We start from the raw sequence: 19,518 nt of genomic DNA, 5'->3' as shown, positions 1-19,518 counted from the left end.
TATCCAGGATATTACCGCCAGGCTGAAAAGAAGCTCAAAAGAGAGCCACGGAAACTTTCACACATGGTCAAAGGCTCAAACAACTGAAATAAACAGCGAATCAAAGTCGCTAAACTTCATGAAAAAAAGCCAATCAACGCAGAGATTTTCTGCATAAAAAATCAAGGCAGATAGCCAATGACCATGATTGTGTCTGTATCGAAAATCTGAATATGCAAGGACTGTCACAGTCACTTCATTTTGGTAAGTCTGTATCAGATAACAGCTGGGGAATGTTCACTCGATTTTTGGAGTATAAGCTTGCCGATATGGGAAAACAGCTTGTCAAAGTGGATAAGTTCTTTGCAAGCAGTCAGATCTGTTCTAGCTGCGGCTATAAGAATAAAGAAACGAAAAACTTATCTCTCAGAGTCTGGGACTGCCCAGAGTGTGGCGCTCATCACGATCGAGACATCAATGCAGCAATCAACATCAGAAATGAAGGAATGCGGTTAGTCATCGCCTAATTCAACAAATATCATAGAACCGTGGGACACACGGAGACAGCCTGTTGAACCTTAGAGCGATGGCTCTATCGAGCAGGAACCAACCCTGGCCTATGGTGGAAGCCCCCGCCTCTAAGCGTTGGCGTAGGCGGGGGAGGATGTCACTGCGTCTCCAATTTCTCAATCATTTAAAGAGAAGATTCTTCCGATTGAGAAATTTATGAAATCAAAAGGAATGACCGGGAGGTTTGTATCTTCCGATCACCTGCACATGACTTTGGTCTTTTTAGGCAATATTGAAGATGAACAGATAATTCATCAACTGATTTCTCTGGTTCAAAACTTTGATTTTGGCGAGGTTATATTAAAACCGGGACTATTTGAACAATGGAGAGATCTTCTGGTTTTGCGTTTTGATGAGAATAGGGAATTATCAATCAAAGTTCAAAATCTTAAGGAACAACTGAAAAAACATGGTTTTGTTTTTGATGATAAATCATTCAAGGCTCATATTACGATTGCCAGAAAGCTCAGACTGAATTCAACGTTGATCAAGTCTATAAAAATTGAACCTCAGGAGTGTTTTGAACAATTCATTAATGAGCTCAATCGTATGAAAGATTTTAATAACCAGAATCTTCTATTGGATGAGATGAATCTTTATGAATCAAAACTGACTCAGAATGGTCCGAATTATATCTTGCTTGCAGGCTCATCTAAAAAAAGTTAATTTTGCAAATCGATGGTTACGAAATAATTAACTTTTCGTTCAGACCTGTAAATGTGGCTAATCATTAGAAAGGGGAGATTTGATGATCTGCAAAGACTGCGGCTTTGATAATCCAAAAGGGGTATATAGATGTCAGCGATGCGGAAATTCTCTGGTTCCAGCTATTCCCCGTGATTCTTATATCAATCCTTACCCACCAAGAAAAACAATGGAACCCCATCAGGCAAGGAAAGTTCTCAGGATTGGGATGGCAGCTTTTATCATCCTGATTTTTCTGGGTTTATTCAGCCTGGTCTCCGGATTATTCAGAAACAGTTCGTCAAATGAGGAGGCAACGGTTTCTTTTACTGCAGAAGATTCTAATTCTGCAGCCTATTCAGAAGAAATTCAGGAAAGCTATATTGATCCTCTTTTCGTCCCTGATGAATATATTCATGATGGAATGATGACGCTTCCTGAGTCCGATATCAAAATTGGAATGCCCGAGTATTCAGACTGGCAGACAGATGCTTTGATCAGCAATACAGAATACTCCTGTGATTTCAAACTCGAAAATGGTCTGAACATGATCTTTTACAGTTATGTGGCAGACTATCCGTTTTCCAAATCGGAAGAAGAAGAATATTTTCGGGAAGCTCAGAAATATTTACGGCTTGAAGGAACCAATGATCAGTATTTCTATACGGTAGAAAATGAAAATGGAATTGTCGCAACGATTGTTGATCGAATTCATGGGCGTAACTATGTTATCGAGATCTACTCGGATGAAGAAAGCGGCAATCCTTCAATGAAAAAGGAACATGATAAACGAGCTTCATATGTACTGAATCATGAGATTCTGGATCTAAGTTCATTGGCTGATAATGAGAAAAACAAGGAATAATCTTTGGATTCATACAACATGATAAAAAGAATGATGCAATCTTTTTTTTCCTAAGTTTGCTATAATGGTCGTGCTTAGACGGGAGGAAGCTGACAATGCTCGATATTCGCAATGCGTCTTTGAACGATCTTGAAGAGATCAACCGCCTCGAACAGGCCTGTTTTTCGCCTGAAGAAGCTGCGTCCAGGACTGTCTTAAAGGAGCGCCTTGAGACTTTCCCAAATCATTTCTGGCTGCTTGAACGAGATGGCCGCCTGGTAGCCATGGTCAATGGAATGACGACTGACAATGAATTCCTTGCTGATGAAATGTATGCCAATGCTGCCATGCATAATGAAGATGGCAAATGGCAAATGATGTTTGGTGTAGAAACAGATCCTGAATACCGTCATCGTGGTTATGCTTCGATCTTAATGAAGGAAGCAATCAAGGACTGTCGTGAAGATTCACGAAGCGGAATTATTCTGACTTGCAAGGAGGAACATATTCCGTTTTATGAAAAACTCGGCTTTGTCAACAAAGGCGTTGCTGATTCAGCGCATGCCGGCAAAACCTGGTATTTAATGCAGCTTGATTTACAGCCATAAACAATTGATTTTTTCAGATGATAAAACTGTCCAATCGGACAGTTTTTTTCTGTGAAATGAGGAAGAAAATTTTAATATATACACGAATGGTGTCAATATCTGCGATAGACTGAAATAGCCAGGAAAACAGAGAACTTCAAGGAAATGTTTTTTTGGAGAAAGAGGGTCAGCGATTTGATCCCATCCGTTTGTTATAATCATTTCGGATAAGGGGGATTCTTCAGCTTGGCTTACTATCAGATACTCAAGAAACGCAGATTGGATCTGAATCTTTCAATTCAGGACATTGCGATACAGACTCATTTATCTCCGGAATTTATCCGGGCCATTGAAGAAAATAATCTGGACGTTTTTTCGGACGATTTTTCATTTGTCCGTTATTTTGTACATTCTTATGCAGATGTGATTGGTGTCAACTGGGCGGTGATTGCTCCTGAAGTCGATGCAACCATCTCGGCTTACGCTCATGCAAGAGATATGGCTATCACACAGGCACAACGAAAAATGATTGAAAATATGCCGGCGGCAAAGAAGAAGGGGACTAAAAAAAGAAGAAGACGCAAGCACATCTTCTCAAACATGGCAGGCGCTCTTTCAAGAAAAATGAACTGGGATCCTAAAAATCAGCTTTCAAGAACACTGATTTTTACAGCAATCGGTGCCCTGACGTTCTTAGCCGTTTTATCACTGGCAGTTGATGCACTATCAGAGCGAAATATCCGCAATGCTGAACTGGCTAAACAGGAAGAACTCAAGAAAAAAGAAGAGGAAACACAGCGTTTAGCTGATCAGTTCAAATCTCAGAAAGACGCAAGTTCTCAGGCTGAAAAGCAGGAAAATGCCATTCCGGTTACGGTTACTGCCGCAGCCGATACGGTGAATGGTTTCACCGTTGAAAATACTCTTTCCGATTCCGAGCCCATTTCGATCGCTTTTCAATGTGCAGCTCAGATGAGTGTGACAGTGTATGTTAATGGGACTCAAAATACTTCTCATACTTTTGATCAGAGTTGGACCTATACTTTCCAGAGTGGCACAGATACGCTGATTGAACTTGAAATCAGCGGTTATCAGGCGAATGATCAGATTACTGTCAACAACACAGCTGTTCCATTGCAGGAAACTGGATTTACCGATGGATATGGCGTGGTGACGCTGCAGTTTACTGGATCAGCCAATCAGAGTTCTCAGGATCAATCCTCAGATCAGTCTCAGGAACCTGATCAGCTGAATACGGAACAAACACCAACCCAAGAGGACTATTCTCAGAGTGAAGAATATGTTGAAAGTGGACAGGGAGAGCTCAATTCGGAAGATCAGGGAATTGAGGATCCATATGCTGCTGGTTCTTATACAGATCCAGACAGTGAATATTACGAATAAAAATGTTTTCCTGGAGATAAAAACATGAATACTTTTAAACAAATGAATTTGCCAAATAAGCTTACTGTATTGCGGATCCTGATGGTTCCAATTGTGGTGGCCTGTTATTTGTACATCCCAAAAGACTGGCTGGTTCTGGACGAAACCAGCGGGTTATCTGGAAGAAATCTCGTTGTTTTTGTTCTTTTTGCCATCGCTTCCTTAACGGATATGCTTGATGGTCAGATTGCCCGCAAAAACAATCTCATTACTTCTTTTGGAAAGTTTCTTGATCCAATTGCGGATAAAATGCTGGTTAACACCATATTGATTTTGCTTGTCAGCACGCATGAAGCCAATGTCATTGCCGTTTTACTGATGACAGCCCGTGATTTGCTTGTAGATGGGCTGCGCTTTGCGGCAGCTTCTGAAGGAAGTGTCGTTTCAGCAGGCTTTTCCGGAAAAGTGAAAACCGTTTTACAGATGATTGCAATCTGTCTGCTGCTGCTTTGCAACTGGCCGTTTTGCTATTTGCATTTTCCGATGGCAGATCTCATGCTGTGGGCGGCGACAGCGGCTTCGCTCTATTCTGGATGGATCTATTTTCAGAAGCTTAAGAAATACGTTTTAAAAAGCATGTAATTCATGCTTTTTCATTTGCGTGATTTTCAGCACTCACCAGTCATCCGCGTATTCATTTACCTCATTGACTGATTCAATAAAGGAGAAACCTGAATGAAAAGTTTAGAAGATCAGATCAGAAAGAAGTCCAAAGACCTGATTGATCTATGCGCTAGTCACAATTTAAAGATCGGATCCTGTGAATCGCTGACCGCTGGCTTGTTTTGCTCAAGTCTGGCCTCAGTTTCTGGAGCAAGTCAGGTTCTTGCCGGCGGATTAGTTACCTATATGAGCTTTGAAAAGGAACGTCTGGCTCATGTCGATCACGAAATCATTGAACGTTTCGGAGTTGTCAGCTCAAATTGCGCTGCTGCAATGGCTAAAAATGCCAGAAAAGTTCTCGACTGTGATTATTGTGTTTCCTTTACCGGTAATGCCGGACCAAAAGTGATGGAATCAAAACCAGCCGGATTAGTTTACTGCGCTTTGGCCAGTCATCATGATCTTGAGGTTTATGAATTCAATCTCTCACTCGAAAGAAATGAATTGCGACTCAAACTGGTCGATCTCATGATGGATCGATTAATGAATCTGATCCAAAAGAATATTCATCAGGAGTATGAAGATTACGATCGAAAAGATCATCATGATTCAGAAAATTAAATCGTCAGCTTGATTAATCTGTAAGTCTGATGATTCAAAATAAACATACAACGAAAAATGAACATCAGATTCAGAAACAAAGATTAAAAATCTGATGTAAATGATAGTGAAAGGATGGAATTATGGCTGCAAAAAAAGAAAAAGCTACAAAAGATAAAGAAAAAACAAAATCCAAAGACGAGCTTCTGAATGATGCGATTAAATCCATTGAAAAGGAATATGGAAAAGGATCAATCATGAAGCTTGGAGAGCGAAAAGCGGTAGATGTCGAAGTGATTCCTTCTGGATCACTGCTTCTGGATCAGGCTTTAGGGATCGGAGGATATCCTAAGGGACGAATCATTGAAATCTATGGTCCTGAATCTTCCGGTAAGACTACCCTGGCTCTTCATGCGATTGCTGAAGTTCAGAAAAAAGGCGGACGAGCTGCATTTATTGATGCAGAAAATGCGATTGACCCAATTTATGCCAAAGCACTTGGCGTTAATATTGATGAACTGATTCTTTCTCAACCTGACTCTGGTGAGCAGGGACTGAACATCATGCTGATGTTAATTGAAAGTGGAGCAGTCGATCTGGTTGTTGTGGACTCCGTTGCCGCATTGATTCCGCAGATGGAACTCGATGGCGAAATGGGAGATCAGCAGGTGGGTCTTCAGGCTCGAATGATGTCCAAAGCTATGCGTAAACTGGCTGGCATCATCAACCGCAACGACTGTACAGCGATCTTTATTAACCAGCTGCGGTTAAAGGTGGGTGTTGTTTATGGTAATCCGGAAACAACTCCTGGCGGACAGGCTTTGAAATACTATGCTTCTGTTCGTATTGATATCCGAAAATCTGAAGTGATTAAAAATGGAACCGATCCGGTTGGAAACAAAGTTAAGGTGAAAATTGCAAAAAACAAGGTCGCTGCGCCATTTAAGACCTGCCAGCTTGAAATCATGTATGGACAGGGGATCTCAGCAATTTCCGAATTGATTGACCTGGCTGTAGACCACGATATTCTCAAAAAATCCGGTGCCTGGTACTCATACAATGGGGACAAGGTCGGCCAGGGTAAAGAGGCTGCTAAGGAATTCCTAAAAAACAACGAAGAACTCCGCAGGGAAATCGAAGAAAGAGTTCATGCGGCAATCATGCCTTCCAATGAGGAAGCTGCTGATCAGACGGAAGCAGATCAGACAATCACTGTAGAAGATCTTCTCGCTACCAATGAAGATGTAAATGTCGAAGAAGCTTCACAGGAAGAAACTGCTGAATAGTTTTAATCATCGTCATATTACAGATTCGAACATTCTCTCCATTCTGGAGAGAATGTTTTTTTTAGCTGCCTGGTTTCAAATCTGATAAAGGTATCTGTTCATACCATTCAGGTTTAGTAATCAGGCTAAGTTCAATTCAAAATGAACGTCTGGTAAATTTTTCAGAAATATGGGGAATTAACGGAAATTGGAATATAATAAACAAAAAATTTCTTATAGATCTTCATCTGTTTTCTGTTATTGAACTTTAAAAGATAAATAGTGGCTTTATTGTTGATTGGGTCTTTTGTTCAATCGTTCGTCATGGATGAATAAACAGAAATCTTAAAAAGAAATCAATTGTGAAAGGAATGTTGATTATGGCCAGACTTACCTGCGATGAGTATTTTGTAATGGACTACTCGGAACTCATCAATCCTGCCATTATCGTGGTCGATATGGTGAACGGCTTTATCAAGGAAGGGAAGCTCAGCGATCCTTACATTGCTCGTACTGTTCAACCGATTATTAATTTAATCGCGAATACAAATCATGTCCGGCAGGATCTTTTGTTTGTGACAGACTGCCATCAGGAAGGATGTCTTGAGTTCGAGACCTTTCCTGTGCACTGCCTTGAAGGAACATCCGAGTCTCAGGTTATTGATGAATTAAAGGATTATGTCACCGATACAAATGTCTTCAAAAAGAATTCGATTAATACCTTTACTGCTCCTGGATTTTCAGATTGGCTCAATGCGATCAAAGCACCGGCTGATTTAGTGGTCACTGGCTGCTGTACAGATTTATGCATCCTGCAGTTGGTCCTCAGCCTTCAAAGCTGGATCAATCAGAACGAAAAACGAAACATGAGAGTGATAGTTCCTGTAAATTGTGTCGATACTTACGATGCAGAATTTTCATCGCATAAAGCAAAAAAGATGAATAAATTTGCTTTAAAAAACATGGAAGCTAATGGAATTAAGGTAATCTCTGAATTTGTAAAGTGATCAGGAAATTTAAACAGATAAGAGGAAAATATGACAAATACTACGCTAAGTGATAAACGCAATCAGTCGTTGATGATGGACTTTTATGAGCTGACCATGTCGCAGGTTTATTTCGATAATGGAACGAATGAAGAGGTCGTTTTTGATCTCTTTTATCGAAGAAACCCCGATAATGGAGGTTTTGCGATTTTTTGCGGTTTAGATCAGATTATCGACTATGTTGAAAACTTCTCAATCGATGCCGATATGATTGAGTATTTACGATCGACCGGCCAGTTCAGCGAGGCTTTTTTGGAATATCTATCTACTGTTCGTTTTACTGGTGATTTGTGGGCTATACCAGAAGGAACCCCAGTCTTTCCTTATGAGCCTTTAATTCGTGTTAAGGCTCCTTTAATTGAAGCTCAGCTGATCGAAACCGCCATGCTGCTTGCGATCAACCATCAGACACTGATCGCCACAAAAGCCCGTCGTATTGTCCAGGCCGCGAATGGAAAAGCTGTGATGGAGTTTGGAGCCCGCCGTGCTCACAACTTTGATTCATCTTTATATGGGGCCAGAGCCTGCTATATAGCTGGAGTAAATGGTACAGCGACAACTCAGGCTGGTATGGAATTTGGTATTCCGGCATTAGGAACCATGGCTCATTCTTTTATTCAGAGCTTTCCAAGTGAATACGACGCCTTTATGGCCTATGCCAAGACATATCCTGAATCCTGCACTCTGCTGATTGATACGTACAATACGCTGCATTCTGGCGTGAAAAATGCGATCCAGGTCGCTAAAGATTATCTTGAACCCAATGGCTATCGCTTAAAAGGTGTTCGCATCGATTCGGGCGATATGGCTTATCTGTCTAAACGAGTACGAAAAGCACTCGATGAAGCCGGTATGGAGGATTGTTCCATTGTGGTTTCCAATTCGCTTGATGAATATCTGATTGAATCCCTGCTGACCCGTCAGGGAGCCAGAATTGATTCCTTTGGAGTGGGCGAAAATATGATTGTTTCGAAACACACACCGGTTTTTGGAGGCGTCTATAAGCTTTCTGCAATCATGGATGAAGATGGACGTCCAATTCCAAAGATTAAGATCTCCGAAAACGAAGAAAAGATTACCAATCCGGGAATGAAAAAGCTGTACCGGATTTACGATAAGAATGATCAGATGGCCATTGCGGATCTGATGACTCTCGATCATGAAATTCTTGATCCCAAAAAGGATCTGACCATCTATCATCCAATGAAAAAATGGAAATATAAAACCATTGAAGGCGGAACCTATCTGCTTCGTGAGTTAATGGTTCCAATTTTCATCCATGGAAAGCTGGTTTACAAACAGCCCACGCTGCAGGAAATCAGGGAATACTGCGCCAGAGAACAGGAAACGCTCTGGGAAGAAATCAAGCGTTTCTCCAATCCTCAGGAATACTATGTCGATCTTTCAGAAGATCTGCTCGATCTCAAGCTTGACATGATTTCTCAGATGCGCTGAACCATCCATTCAAGTTCCTACCTGTTTTTCGATTAATCCAGGCAATGATGATTACCCAGGAATTGATACAGACATTTCCTTAAAGAAAAAACTTCGAAATCCATCATCAGGTGGGTTTCGAAGTTTTTTGCTTTTTGGTATTCGTTACGAAGAAATTTTCAAAGGAAATACTAGAAAATACGATCTGTCAGCATATCTTCGATCAGGGTAAATGCTGTCTTTTCCATGATCTGATCGTACAGGAAACGATGCTTTGCCCCTTCTAGATAAATCAGACGCTTATTTGCAGCAGGTAAAAGATCATAAGCCTTCTTCGATGATTTCGGCTGAATCACTTCATCTTCAGTTCCATGAATAATCAATGTCGGGCATTCGACATGAGAGATGGATTCTTTATATTTTGAAACGATCTTCAAAAAGGCCTGCATCTGATCGCTGCTCATTGATCCTCCAGCTCCTGAAGAGGTAATAATGTTTTTGCCAATCTTCTGGATCTTTGAAAAGTCAATCGGATTAAAGGCTGGCGCACACAGGATCAGCTGTCGGATCGGATAAACAGAGGCTAAATAGGAGGCAATCACTCCACCCATACTGAATCCAAGAAGAGTAATTGGTCTTCCGTCTTCAAGGGCTTTTCTTATCTGTTCTTCGCATCGCCGGATCCATTTCTTATAATCCGTATCTTTAGGATTGTCATAGTCATAAATATCAAAACTGACGACATCATATCCCTTTAAAGTCAGATAGTTCTTTAAAGGAGTCATTTCAGAACTCGTTTTTGTTCCAAATCCATGAATGGTGACAACAAGATCTTTTTTTTGCCGTTTCTGGCTGTTTTTATGAAGCAGCTTGCGTAAATCTGAGAGTGCCATAGAATCTACCTTTCTGTCAGACTTATTTTGAATCAATTGGCTGGCTGAAAATAGTCAGATGAACATTATAACCAAAACTTTTAAGCTTTTAGACTTCTGAAATTAATTGTAAGCTTTTTGGGATTGGAATGTATTCAGTATCAGGTTAGATAATGGCTAGACTATCTTTTTCAAAGTATATAGCTAACCTTGCCGCCAAGATTTAATATCCTAGCTAACGGACTAAGAATGTTCTAAAAAGAAATAAAAAATCAGCATATATTTTTAGCCGTCCGTTTCTGACTCTGCCAGGTGGCTTCTTATTGCGGACGCAGGCTTTGCGGTTTGATTTTAAAAATGTTTAAAACTGATAAATAAACAAACATAAATAATCACATCTGTCTCAAAAGGACTCAGGTAAAAAATCAGCTTAAGTTCTCTTTATAAGCTCTTAATCTTGTCTTTATGCGAAATTAATGCAGAAAAAAGGATCTTTATCTGAGATTTAGCTTGATCAAATTGAAATGCAAAGCTGTTTACCTCGGAAAAATGTTTGCTAAACTGAAAATGCAAGTAGGATTTAACTGTGGTAAAGACCTCAGGCAAATTATTTCCGCTGGTAAATTGATCGAACAACGATCACAAACAAACAAAAAATTAAGATTGATCTGAACAGGATATGGAGAGAATCAATATGTCTAACGAAGAAGTCAGAATGAAAATGTATAAAATCGGAGTCGAGACCAGAAATGCGCGTCAGAAAATGATCCGTACACTCGAACTCGCAGGTCAGGGCCGCTATGAAGAAGCCGCTAAAATTATGAATGAAGCAGATGAATCTTTTGAAGATATCAAGAAGGATCACAGCTGGTTAAAAAAAGAAGCCAGACTCAATGATTCCCTGATTGAAGAACAGGAAGGATGCATTGGTTTTACCGAAATTTTCCGAGATACCATTAAGCGCGCTGTCGCTCAGCCTTCTGGAAGCTTTGGTGCGATTCGTTTTCACGTTTATAACTGATAAAACGATAGAATCAAAAAAAAGCGCAAAACGAATGGTTTAATAAACGGACCATGAAGACATAAATGGCCAATCAGTCAGTAGATTGACAAATCGAGTATACGATTTGAAGGCCAGGATTTTAAATACACAAAATTTAAAAAACGGTTACTGTAATCTAGCCGGCTTAGACGGTAAGCTCAGGCAACTAACATGCAAAAAATACAAATCAGCGAACAGAGACTGTCCCAAATTAACCTGTGATTTGCCCCTAGGTCTGCCAAGCAGCAGTCCCATCGGCTTTAGATAATGGAGAGTCCATGACTGGTTTTAAACTGGGATGCGCTAAATTAGAATTTCCTTCCCAGGCGGTTTGTATTAATAACCACTTTTGACTTCAGAAAATCAAAGAGAGAAAAAAAGAAAAGAAATTCGTTATAATGACCTGTCCTGACTGCTGCAAGGACAGGTCATTTTTTGAAAACCGAGCTATTTGATTCACAGACCAGAGCCGTAGCATGATACCACTTTCAAGCGCAGTGAAAAAAATGTAATTTCTGAAAATATCTTTTGACAAACCAAAAGATTGTGTTAAAGTTGTGGCATACATTGGCAAAGAAAAGAAGAGTAATTCTGAAGGACGGCGTAGAGAGTTTCTGGTTGGTGAAAAGAAACGCGAAGAGCAGAATGAACATGGTCTTGGAGCCGCATTTCCGATTGGCAGGAATGACGGAAGCGCCCGTTACAGCGTCAGAGTATGTCAGTACTCGGTAAGGCAGTTTCGGCAACGGATCTGCGAATTTAGGTGGTAACACGAAAGTTCAGCTTTCGTCCTAATGGGGACGGAGGCTTTTTTTATTGGAAGGAGTTTTTGGATTGATACGTCTAGAACATGTCACCAAGACATTTAAAACAAAAGACGGAGATGTTCATGCGGTAAAGGATATCAGTCTTCATGTTCCTAAAGGGGCTATTTATGGCATTATTGGATTTTCCGGAGCAGGGAAGTCAACTCTGGTTCGCTGCATGAACCTGCTTGAAAGACCGGATGATGGCAAGGTCATTTTTGATGGTAAGAATTTGATGGAACTCTCGCCAAAAGAGCTAAGGAAAGAACGGCAGAAAATGTCGATGATCTTTCAGCAGTTCAACCTGATGAGAAGCCGTACCATTTATGAAAATGTGGCAATGCCTTTGAAGATGCAGCAAATGAACCGGGAAGAAATTGAAAAAAGAGTGATTGAGCTTTTAGAGCTAGTAGATCTGGTTGAAAGGAAGGATTCCTATCCTTCTCAGCTTTCAGGCGGTCAGAAGCAGCGGGTAGCCATTGCCAGAGCTCTGGCAAGCAATCCAAAAGTCCTGCTTTGTGATGAAGCCACCAGTGCACTCGATCCGCAGACCACTCAATCGATTCTGCATCTGATCAAAAAGGTCAATCAGAATCTGGGGATTACAGTAGTAGTCATCACTCATGAGATGCTGGTTGTTAAGGAAATATGTGATCGGGTAGCGGTCATGGAAAATGGCCGGATTATCGAAAAGAACGATATTGTTCCAATCTTCGTAAATCCAATTCAGGAGATGACCAGAAACTTCATCGCTACCGCAAATAACTCGAACAAGATCACGGAACTGATTGAAGAAAACCATCCGCTGACTCAGCTTTCGCCCAATCAGCAGCTGATTCGGATTACTTATGATTCGGATAATGCCTCTGAAGCGCTGATTTCCAATGTCTCAAGAAAGTTTAATGTGGAATGTTCCATTATTTTTGGAAACGTGGAAGTGATTAAGAACAATTCAATTGGTACATTAGTCAGCATTCTTTCCGGATCAGACGAAGATGTGCGTAAAGCCATTAACTATATTAAAGAGCAAAATGTGAATCTGGAGGTGATGAAACGTGGACATATTGACTGAATGGTTTCCCAACGTCGTTGAATTTGGAGGACAGTTTCCCAAAGCCATTATCGACACGTTAATCATGCTTGGAATTTCTGGCCTGATTGCAGTTTTAATCGGTCTGCCATTAGGCATAACTGTTGTGGTGACCAAACCAGGAGGGATTCTGGAAAATAAACCGATCAACTGGATTCTCGATAAGATCATCAATCTGTTTCGGGCCATTCCATTTGTCATTCTGATCCCGCTGCTGCTTGAAGTCACCCGTGCTGTATTTCATACCGCAATTGGAATTCAGGGAGCTTTGATTCCCTTGGTCGTAACGACTGTTCCATTTATGGCCAGGCAGTTTGAAAGCTCACTTGAAGAAATTCCGGAAGGAATTGTGGAGGCCAGTATAGCCATGGGAATGTCTCCCTGGCAGATTATTACAAAGGTCTATTTAAGAGAAAATATTCCGGGAATGATTCGCGGAATTACGATCACTCTGATCGCTCTGATTGGACAGATTGCCGTTGTGGGTGTCGTTGGAGCGGGTGGATTAGGAGATCTTGCTGTTCGCTATGGATGGCAGCGTCGAATGATGGATATCACTTATGTAGTCGTCATTTTAATTCTGATTCTTATTTCCATTATTCAGGGAATTGGAGACTGGCTTGTAAAAAAGACTACGCATTAGTCATGATTTAAATTCAACCTGGTTTTATCCAGCAAAAAATGCTGGTAGAACATAGATTCGTACAAAAAGTACAGGAGGAAAATTGATATGAAAAAGTTTGTAAAGGGACTGTTTGCAGCTGGACTTGCACTTTCATTAGCAGCATGCTCGAGCAACTCTGTATCTTCTGATGACTCATCTGCAGATGATGCAAATGCTTCGAGTGATGAACTGACTGTCATTAAGGTTGGAGCTACAACAACTCCTCATGGACAGATCCTTGAAGAAGCAAAAGAAGCAATGAAAGAAAAAGGGTATGATCTGCAGATTACTGAATTCTCAGATTATCCACCGATTAACCCGGCAGTTTCTGATGGCAGTCTGGATGCCAACTACTTCCAGCATCTGCCTTACCTGGAAGGTTATGATGCCGATTCCAACTATAAATCCGGTGACGATGGGTATCTGATCAGCGTCGGCGCTATTCACTATGAACCATTTGGAGTATATTCCGAAACCTTAAAAGATGTTGCTGAAATCAAGGATGGCGATAAAATTGCCGTACCAAACGATGCAACCAATGAAGCCCGTGCTCTGCTTCTGCTTCAGGAACTTGGCCTGCTCACATTAAGTGAAGATGCCGATCTCAACACAGCTACGATTAAGGACATTACTGAAAATCCAAAAAATCTTGAAATCATCGAACTTCCGGCTGACCAGATCGCAGCGCAGCTTCCAGATCTTGCAGCTGGAGTAATCAACGGTAACTATGCCATGGCCGGTGATGTAACCGATCTGCGTATCGCTTACGAACCAGAAGATTCTGATGCGGCGAAGACTTACCAGAATATCATTGCCGTTAAGGAATCCAACAAGGACAACGAAGGAATTAAAACTCTCGTAGAAGTTCTTAAATCAGATGAGATTAAAAATTACATCACTGAAAATTTCGGAACTTCTGTAGTACCTGCTGAATAATTTTGGACCAGTCAAATACGATATTTATGCCGGCTTTCCCCAACTGGAAGGCCGGTTTTTCATTTGAATTCGAAAACTGTGCACCTGAAGAATTGAGAAAATGAAGAGAATGAAAAAAACCTGAAGGCCTTCTTCAGGCCCTAAAAGGCTGGCAAAAGAGTCAGCTCGGATATAATAAGAAAGACTAAAGGAAGTGAATAGACCTATGAATCAGATTGCAAAGGACTGGAAAGATTACGAAGTCCTCGATGCAGGTTCAGGTGAGAAACTTGAACGCTGGAATAAAATCATATTACGCCGACCGGATCCGGTCGCCATCTGGCCGATCGATGATGAACGCGATTGGAAAAAGGCAGATGCCATTTATCACCGCTCAAGAAAAGGCGGCGGAAGCTGGGAATATAAAAAGCCAATCAGGGAAAACTGGGTGGTGTCCTATAAAGATTTACGATTTAAGATCTCTCCAACGGGATTCAAGCATACCGGACTGTTTCCTGAACAGGCTGCAAACTGGGATTTCATCATGAAGACCATTCGGGAAGCAAAAGCAAATTCTGATCAGCCGATTCGGGTTTTAAACCTGTTTGCCTATACCGGAGGGGCGACAATGGCTGCTTCAAAAGCCGGCGCAGATGAAGTAGTTCATCTGGATGCCTCCAAGGGGATTAACGAGTGGGCAAAGGAGAATATGGAGCTGAATCATCTCGAAGGCAAAAAAATCCGCTTTCTGGTTGAAGATGCTCTGAAGTTCATTAAACGAGAACAAAGAAGAGGAAGAACCTATCAGGCCATTATCATGGATCCGCCTTCTTATGGACGAGGACCCAATGGAGAAGTATGGAAACTTGAAGATAATATTTTTGAACTGGTCTATGAAGCTCAAAAGCTGCTGGCTGATGATGCGTTATTTATGATCATCAATCTGTATACAACCGGTTTTCCGTTAACTTCATTAAAACAGACTATGGACCGCACGATTGTCCGCAATCATGGCGGTCAGGTTGAAACCGGAGAAACTCTTCTTCCAATCAGGAAGGACAACGCACTTCTTCCATGTGGAATTTTTGGAAGATGGACTTCAGAACTGGCTTTAGAGAATGCCAAAAAAAAGCCGAGAAGAAAATAAGCTCGAAAAACAATTTGAAAAACAGTCCGAAAAATAAATTGTGAATTAAAGAAAGATAAATTGAGAATATAAAGGACGAAACAAAGCCGTCTGCAAGAACCATCGCAGAATAAAGCGAGCAGATACTGACCTGGAAAGTCTGTTTGTCGGCTGTCGATAAATAAGATATGCGAATAAATCAAATGAGTAGAATATGTTTGAATGACAGGTCATTCTATAAGGAAAATAAATCAAGACATGTTTAAATAAAATTGTCTTAGGGAGATTAGAATGTTTGTTCAATTGATATGCAAGGATCGCAATGAAAAGGAGATGAATGAACTTTATGAAGTTCTGGCCGCTCTTTGTCATCGCGAAGGAATTCAGATTGAAGACAAGGGAAGTCATGTAGAAATTCTGGCTTGCCCACAGGGAAAAATCGTCGTGACTGAAGAAGATGGAAATATGATTCTGTCTGCGAATACACGACATGCCGGAGCTGGCTTTCATGCTTTTGTGGTCGATCTGTTCAAAGACATTCAGGAGGAAGTTCCTCTTGGTGAATACGAACTGATCGATGATCTTGAATACGCAAACGATGAGGATTTTCATCGTCTGCACCATGTTTATGAAAATGAACTCGATTATGTTAAAAATCTGATTCTGACGGATTCAGATTTCCGTAAAAAGAATTATCTCTATGACGAAACGTACTTTCTTCCCATTGAAGATGAGAATAAAGTCATGACAAGTACTGGATTTATGGACAGGAAAGAATTCATGAATAAAGAGATCGAAGATCTGATGGATGATTTCTATGTCTGGAACGACTGGGACAGAGATGCAAGATTTTACCGGAATGCCGCTTTGACATTGCTTGCCAAGGAAGGACGCGGTATCTATTCCAAAATGAACGAGGAAACCGAAAAAACCGCAAATGAAATTGCTGATTATCTTGAAATCGCTCATGAAAAGGATCCGGATCTGAAACTGCCAGTCAAGGAATATACCGAACTTGTCGATTTACTCGACCGCGAAAACAAGCTAAAAGACGCACTGCCCATGGACCGGGAAGCAATCCAATACCGAACACGCGAAGTTTACCATTTATTTGAGGATGCCCGTGTCGTAGCACCTGGAACAGCTGAAAGAAGCTATGATCCGAGCCAGCAGTCTGTGAATCTGATGGCGCCTTATACGAATGAAGGAGAGTGGAGCTGGCTGATTCAGGCTTCCAAACAGCCAGCAATTCTTCCTGATGCAAAAGATCTGATGGAAGAAAAACCGGAAATATTCAAAGGCAAAACAATCTGGATGGATACCTATGAAGAAGACGGAATCCATAACATTAATGCGGTAATCCGCCAGGATGAAGAATACCTTTACATTCACGCAATAACCAATAACTCGAAAGATGTACCTTATCTGCAGGAATGTATTCGCCTTTCCGGATTTGCTCATTAACCTATTTAGATAATAAATCATTGGCGGAATTCTGCTTTTCGGCAGAATTCCGCCTTTTTGGTGTGTTTTTCACTGGAAAAAGGACTCGACTTGCAAAATCTCAAATTCTCAAAGGCTTCCTGCATGGTAAAATAGTAAGGCGGCCTTTTTGGAATTCATAAATGAATTCTATGAAACAGGCCAAAATGAGAAAAGAACAGGAGCGAATTTCATGTCTTTACTAATGGAAAAACTCAATGACGCTCAAAAGGAAGCCGCCTGCGAGATTGACCGCCATGTCCGTATAGTGGCTGGAGCAGGGTCTGGCAAAACCAGCGTGCTGATGGCGCGTATTGAATATCTGATTAATGAACTTGGAATCTGGCCAAACCGGATTATGGCCATTACCTTTACCAATAAAGCAGCGCAGGAAATGAAGGATCGTTTGGCGTCGGCGATCGGATTTGAAGACGCCAGGCACGTGCGCATTTCTACAATTCATTCACTTTGTGCAAGAATTCTTCGCGAGGACAGTGAAGCTGCCAATCTTCCGAAGAATTTTACGATTATGGATACAGAAGATCAGAAGACATTGCTGCGTCCAATCTTCAAGGAACTTTCTACAAACATGGATGAGATCACTCATGGGCAGGCTGTCGGTTATATTTCTTCAAATAAAACCGGAAAAGTAAGTCCGCAGATGGCTCAAGACATGGCTCATAATCAACGCTTTAAACAGCTGGCAGATGTCTATGAAGAGTATGAAAAACGACGTCAGGAAATGAAAGCCGTTGATTTCGATGATCTTTTGCTCGAGACCGAAAAACTGTTAAAAAACGATGAAGAAGTTCGCACAAAGTGGCAGAATCGGCTCGATTTTATTCACGTCGATGAATTTCAGGATATTGATCCAATTCAGTATCAGATCATTAAGTCACTGGTCAGAGAAGATGCGAATCTTTGCGTCGTAGGAGATCCGGATCAGACGATTTACACATGGCGTGGAGCTTCAGTGGATATTATTCTTCAATTTCATAATGACTTCAAACCCTGCCATACAGTGATTTTGAATGAGAATTACCGATCCACTCAGAATATTCTTTCTGCAGCCAATGAGGTGATTGAAAACAACTCTAAGCGGATTAAAAAGGATCTTTTCACCAAACTGGGTGAAGGAGAGAAGATCACTCTTTATGAAGCTCAGGAAGAAGAGCGTGAACCGATGTATATCGCCAGACAGATCAATGAGCTTTCCAGAGCCGGCATCCCATATAAAGATATGGCTATTCTTTATCGAAGCAATTATCTGTCAAGAAATGTGGAAAAAGTGCTTCGCTCCATTCATATTCCGCATCGTATTTATGGCGGAATTCGATATTACGATAGAGCCGAAATTAAAGATGTTTTATCCTATCTGAGATTGCTGGCTGCTCCTGATGAAAACGATCCGAAAAGAAAATCCCTGGATTTAGCGGTTCTTCGGGTAATTAATCAGCCAAAACGGGGAATTGGTGCCAGAACGATTGAAAAGCTTTCTGAAGAGGCCAGAAAACGGGATATGAATCTGCTCGATGTGATGGGCAATTCTCAGACTCTTTCTCCAGCGGCCAGCAAAAAAGCGCAGAAGTTTTATGAAACCATTCAGGAACTCAAGGATGAAATGAAAACCTGCGAACTTCCAGATCTGATTGATGCGATTCTTGATTATACGGGTTATGAGGATATGCTTCTTGAAGCCAAGGAAGATGAGCGGCTTGAAAACGTCAAGGAACTCAAGCAGGACCTTGCCCTGGCTTTACAGAATGATCCCAATACAACACTTGAAAGCTACCTGCAGGATATTTCCCTGTATACTGACAAGAACAGAGATGATGAAGAATCAGACAATATGGTCTCATTAATGACTGTTCATGCCGCAAAGGGAACTGAATTTCCAGTGGTTTTCATTTCGGGATTTAATGAAGATGTATTCCCATCCAGAAGAAGTATAGAAGAAGGCGGAGCGGCTGCTCTGGAAGAAGAACGCAGACTGCTTTATGTCGCCATGACCAGAGCCAAACAGCGCTTGTTCATTACCTGGAACAATGGAATTAACTTTATCGACCGTACCCATCGCCGCCCCAGCCGGTTCCTTCAGGAGCTGACTGAAGAGTATATTGTCGATGATTCACGCTCTGAATCTTCAGAAGAACAGAACTCTAACCAGAAAACGAATACGCATAGTACGAAAGCCAACTCAGCTTTACGAAATCGGAAAGCCCGCAGAGGAGTCCATTATCGTAAAGGAGATAAAGTCGATCATACGATTTATGGTGAAGGAGTAATTGTCAGCGTTGATAAGGATATCGCTTCTATTGCTTTTCCATATCCGATTGGAACGAAAAAGATTAATACGAATCATCCAACCTTAAGTAAGGTCAAAGCGGACCAGAACTCGACAGAATCTGCTGAAACTGAATCACTTGATTCAGCTTCCTGAATTTGAAGCAGTATTTGAAGCCATAA

17 protein-coding genes, 1 pseudogene and 1 other annotated feature are annotated in these 19,518 nt (G+C 41.2%); of the genes and pseudogenes, 17 read left to right on the top strand and 1 reads right to left on the bottom strand.

Translation table 11 applies throughout. The annotated features are described in order from the left end of the window. Positions 1-134: 134 nt before the first annotated feature. The 10 genes and pseudogenes from BO222_RS06090 to BO222_RS06045 form a co-directional block, all read left to right on the top strand. Positions 135-506 (top strand): annotated as a pseudogene (locus BO222_RS06090) (RNA-guided endonuclease TnpB family protein); the annotation flags it as partial. Positions 507-660: 154 nt separating this feature from the next. Beyond that, the gene (gene thpR / locus BO222_RS06085; RefSeq protein WP_083647699.1) at positions 661-1,215 is read left to right on the top strand and encodes an RNA 2',3'-cyclic phosphodiesterase; all 555 of its coding nucleotides are present in this window, start codon (positions 661-663) and stop codon (positions 1,213-1,215) included. A gap of 82 nt (positions 1,216-1,297) precedes the next feature. Further along, complete coding sequence (locus tag BO222_RS06080) at positions 1,298-2,098, top strand: zinc finger Ran-binding domain-containing protein (protein WP_075819300.1); 801 nt, start codon at positions 1,298-1,300, stop codon at positions 2,096-2,098. Positions 2,099-2,193: 95 nt separating this feature from the next. Continuing rightward, positions 2,194-2,685 carry a GNAT family N-acetyltransferase gene (locus tag BO222_RS06075; RefSeq protein WP_075819298.1) on the top strand — a complete coding sequence of 164 codons (492 nt, stop codon included), beginning with the start codon at positions 2,194-2,196 and terminating at the stop codon, positions 2,683-2,685. Positions 2,686-2,910: 225 nt separating this feature from the next. Continuing rightward, entirely contained in the window at positions 2,911-4,068 is a 1,158-nt protein-coding gene (locus tag BO222_RS06070; RefSeq protein WP_075819296.1) for a helix-turn-helix domain-containing protein, read from the top strand. Between the two features lie 42 nt (positions 4,069-4,110). Continuing rightward, positions 4,111-4,689, top strand: a complete 579-nt coding sequence (pgsA, locus tag BO222_RS06065) for a CDP-diacylglycerol--glycerol-3-phosphate 3-phosphatidyltransferase (RefSeq protein ID WP_075819312.1) — start codon at positions 4,111-4,113, stop codon at positions 4,687-4,689. 93 nt (positions 4,690-4,782) lie between these two features. Continuing rightward, entirely contained in the window at positions 4,783-5,331 is a 549-nt protein-coding gene (locus BO222_RS06060) for a CinA family protein (protein WP_083647698.1), read from the top strand. Positions 5,332-5,453: 122 nt separating this feature from the next. Continuing rightward, on the top strand, positions 5,454-6,596 hold the full coding sequence (gene recA, locus BO222_RS06055) for a recombinase RecA (protein WP_075819294.1): 1,143 nt from the start codon (positions 5,454-5,456) through the stop codon (positions 6,594-6,596). Between the two features lie 350 nt (positions 6,597-6,946). Then, the gene (locus BO222_RS06050; RefSeq protein WP_083647697.1) at positions 6,947-7,582 is read left to right on the top strand and encodes a cysteine hydrolase family protein; all 636 of its coding nucleotides are present in this window, start codon (positions 6,947-6,949) and stop codon (positions 7,580-7,582) included. 30 nt (positions 7,583-7,612) lie between these two features. Further along, on the top strand, positions 7,613-9,076 hold the full coding sequence (locus BO222_RS06045; RefSeq protein ID WP_075819290.1) for a nicotinate phosphoribosyltransferase: 1,464 nt from the start codon (positions 7,613-7,615) through the stop codon (positions 9,074-9,076). 170 nt (positions 9,077-9,246) lie between these two features. Here the strand turns inward: BO222_RS06045 and BO222_RS06040 are convergent, their stop codons facing one another. Then, complete coding sequence (locus BO222_RS06040; RefSeq protein WP_075819288.1) at positions 9,247-9,948, bottom strand: alpha/beta hydrolase; 702 nt, start codon at positions 9,946-9,948, stop codon at positions 9,247-9,249. A 673-nt stretch (positions 9,949-10,621) separates the two neighbouring features. On the opposite strand from BO222_RS06040, the gene BO222_RS06035 reads away from it, so the two are divergent. The 7 genes from BO222_RS06035 to BO222_RS06005 all read left to right on the top strand — a co-directional run bounded on the left by BO222_RS06035 (position 10,622) and on the right by BO222_RS06005 (position 19,492). Continuing rightward, a complete protein-coding gene (locus tag BO222_RS06035; RefSeq protein ID WP_075819286.1) occupies positions 10,622-10,948 on the top strand; it encodes a PTS lactose/cellobiose transporter subunit IIA in 327 nt (108 codons plus the stop codon). Positions 10,949-11,533: 585 nt separating this feature from the next. Further along, positions 11,534-11,766, top strand: a binding site (T-box leader). A 19-nt stretch (positions 11,767-11,785) separates the two neighbouring features. Next, complete coding sequence (locus BO222_RS06030; RefSeq protein ID WP_420537271.1) at positions 11,786-12,847, top strand: methionine ABC transporter ATP-binding protein; 1,062 nt, start codon at positions 11,786-11,788, stop codon at positions 12,845-12,847. Beyond that, positions 12,831-13,508 (top strand): methionine ABC transporter permease, encoded by a 678-nt coding sequence (locus BO222_RS06025; RefSeq protein ID WP_075819284.1) that lies wholly within the window; start codon positions 12,831-12,833, stop codon positions 13,506-13,508. The genes BO222_RS06030 and BO222_RS06025 overlap by 17 nt, the downstream gene beginning before the upstream one ends. Before the next feature lie 87 nt (positions 13,509-13,595). Further along, entirely contained in the window at positions 13,596-14,465 is an 870-nt protein-coding gene (locus tag BO222_RS06020) for a MetQ/NlpA family ABC transporter substrate-binding protein (RefSeq protein WP_075819283.1), read from the top strand. A gap of 205 nt (positions 14,466-14,670) precedes the next feature. Next, positions 14,671-15,591, top strand: coding sequence for a class I SAM-dependent methyltransferase (locus tag BO222_RS06015; protein ID WP_075819281.1), 921 nt, complete (start codon positions 14,671-14,673; stop codon positions 15,589-15,591). A gap of 270 nt (positions 15,592-15,861) precedes the next feature. After that, the gene (locus BO222_RS06010) at positions 15,862-17,034 is read left to right on the top strand and encodes a hypothetical protein (protein ID WP_075819279.1); all 1,173 of its coding nucleotides are present in this window, start codon (positions 15,862-15,864) and stop codon (positions 17,032-17,034) included. Positions 17,035-17,245: 211 nt separating this feature from the next. Then, the gene (locus tag BO222_RS06005) at positions 17,246-19,492 is read left to right on the top strand and encodes an ATP-dependent helicase (RefSeq protein ID WP_075819277.1); all 2,247 of its coding nucleotides are present in this window, start codon (positions 17,246-17,248) and stop codon (positions 19,490-19,492) included. The last annotated feature ends 26 nt before the right edge of the window (positions 19,493-19,518 follow it).

Source organism: Ileibacterium valens (assembly GCF_001945525.1).
Lineage (GTDB): Bacteria > Bacillota_I > Bacilli_A > Erysipelotrichales > Erysipelotrichaceae > Ileibacterium > Ileibacterium valens.
This window is presented reverse-complemented; position numbering and strand designations above follow the sequence as displayed.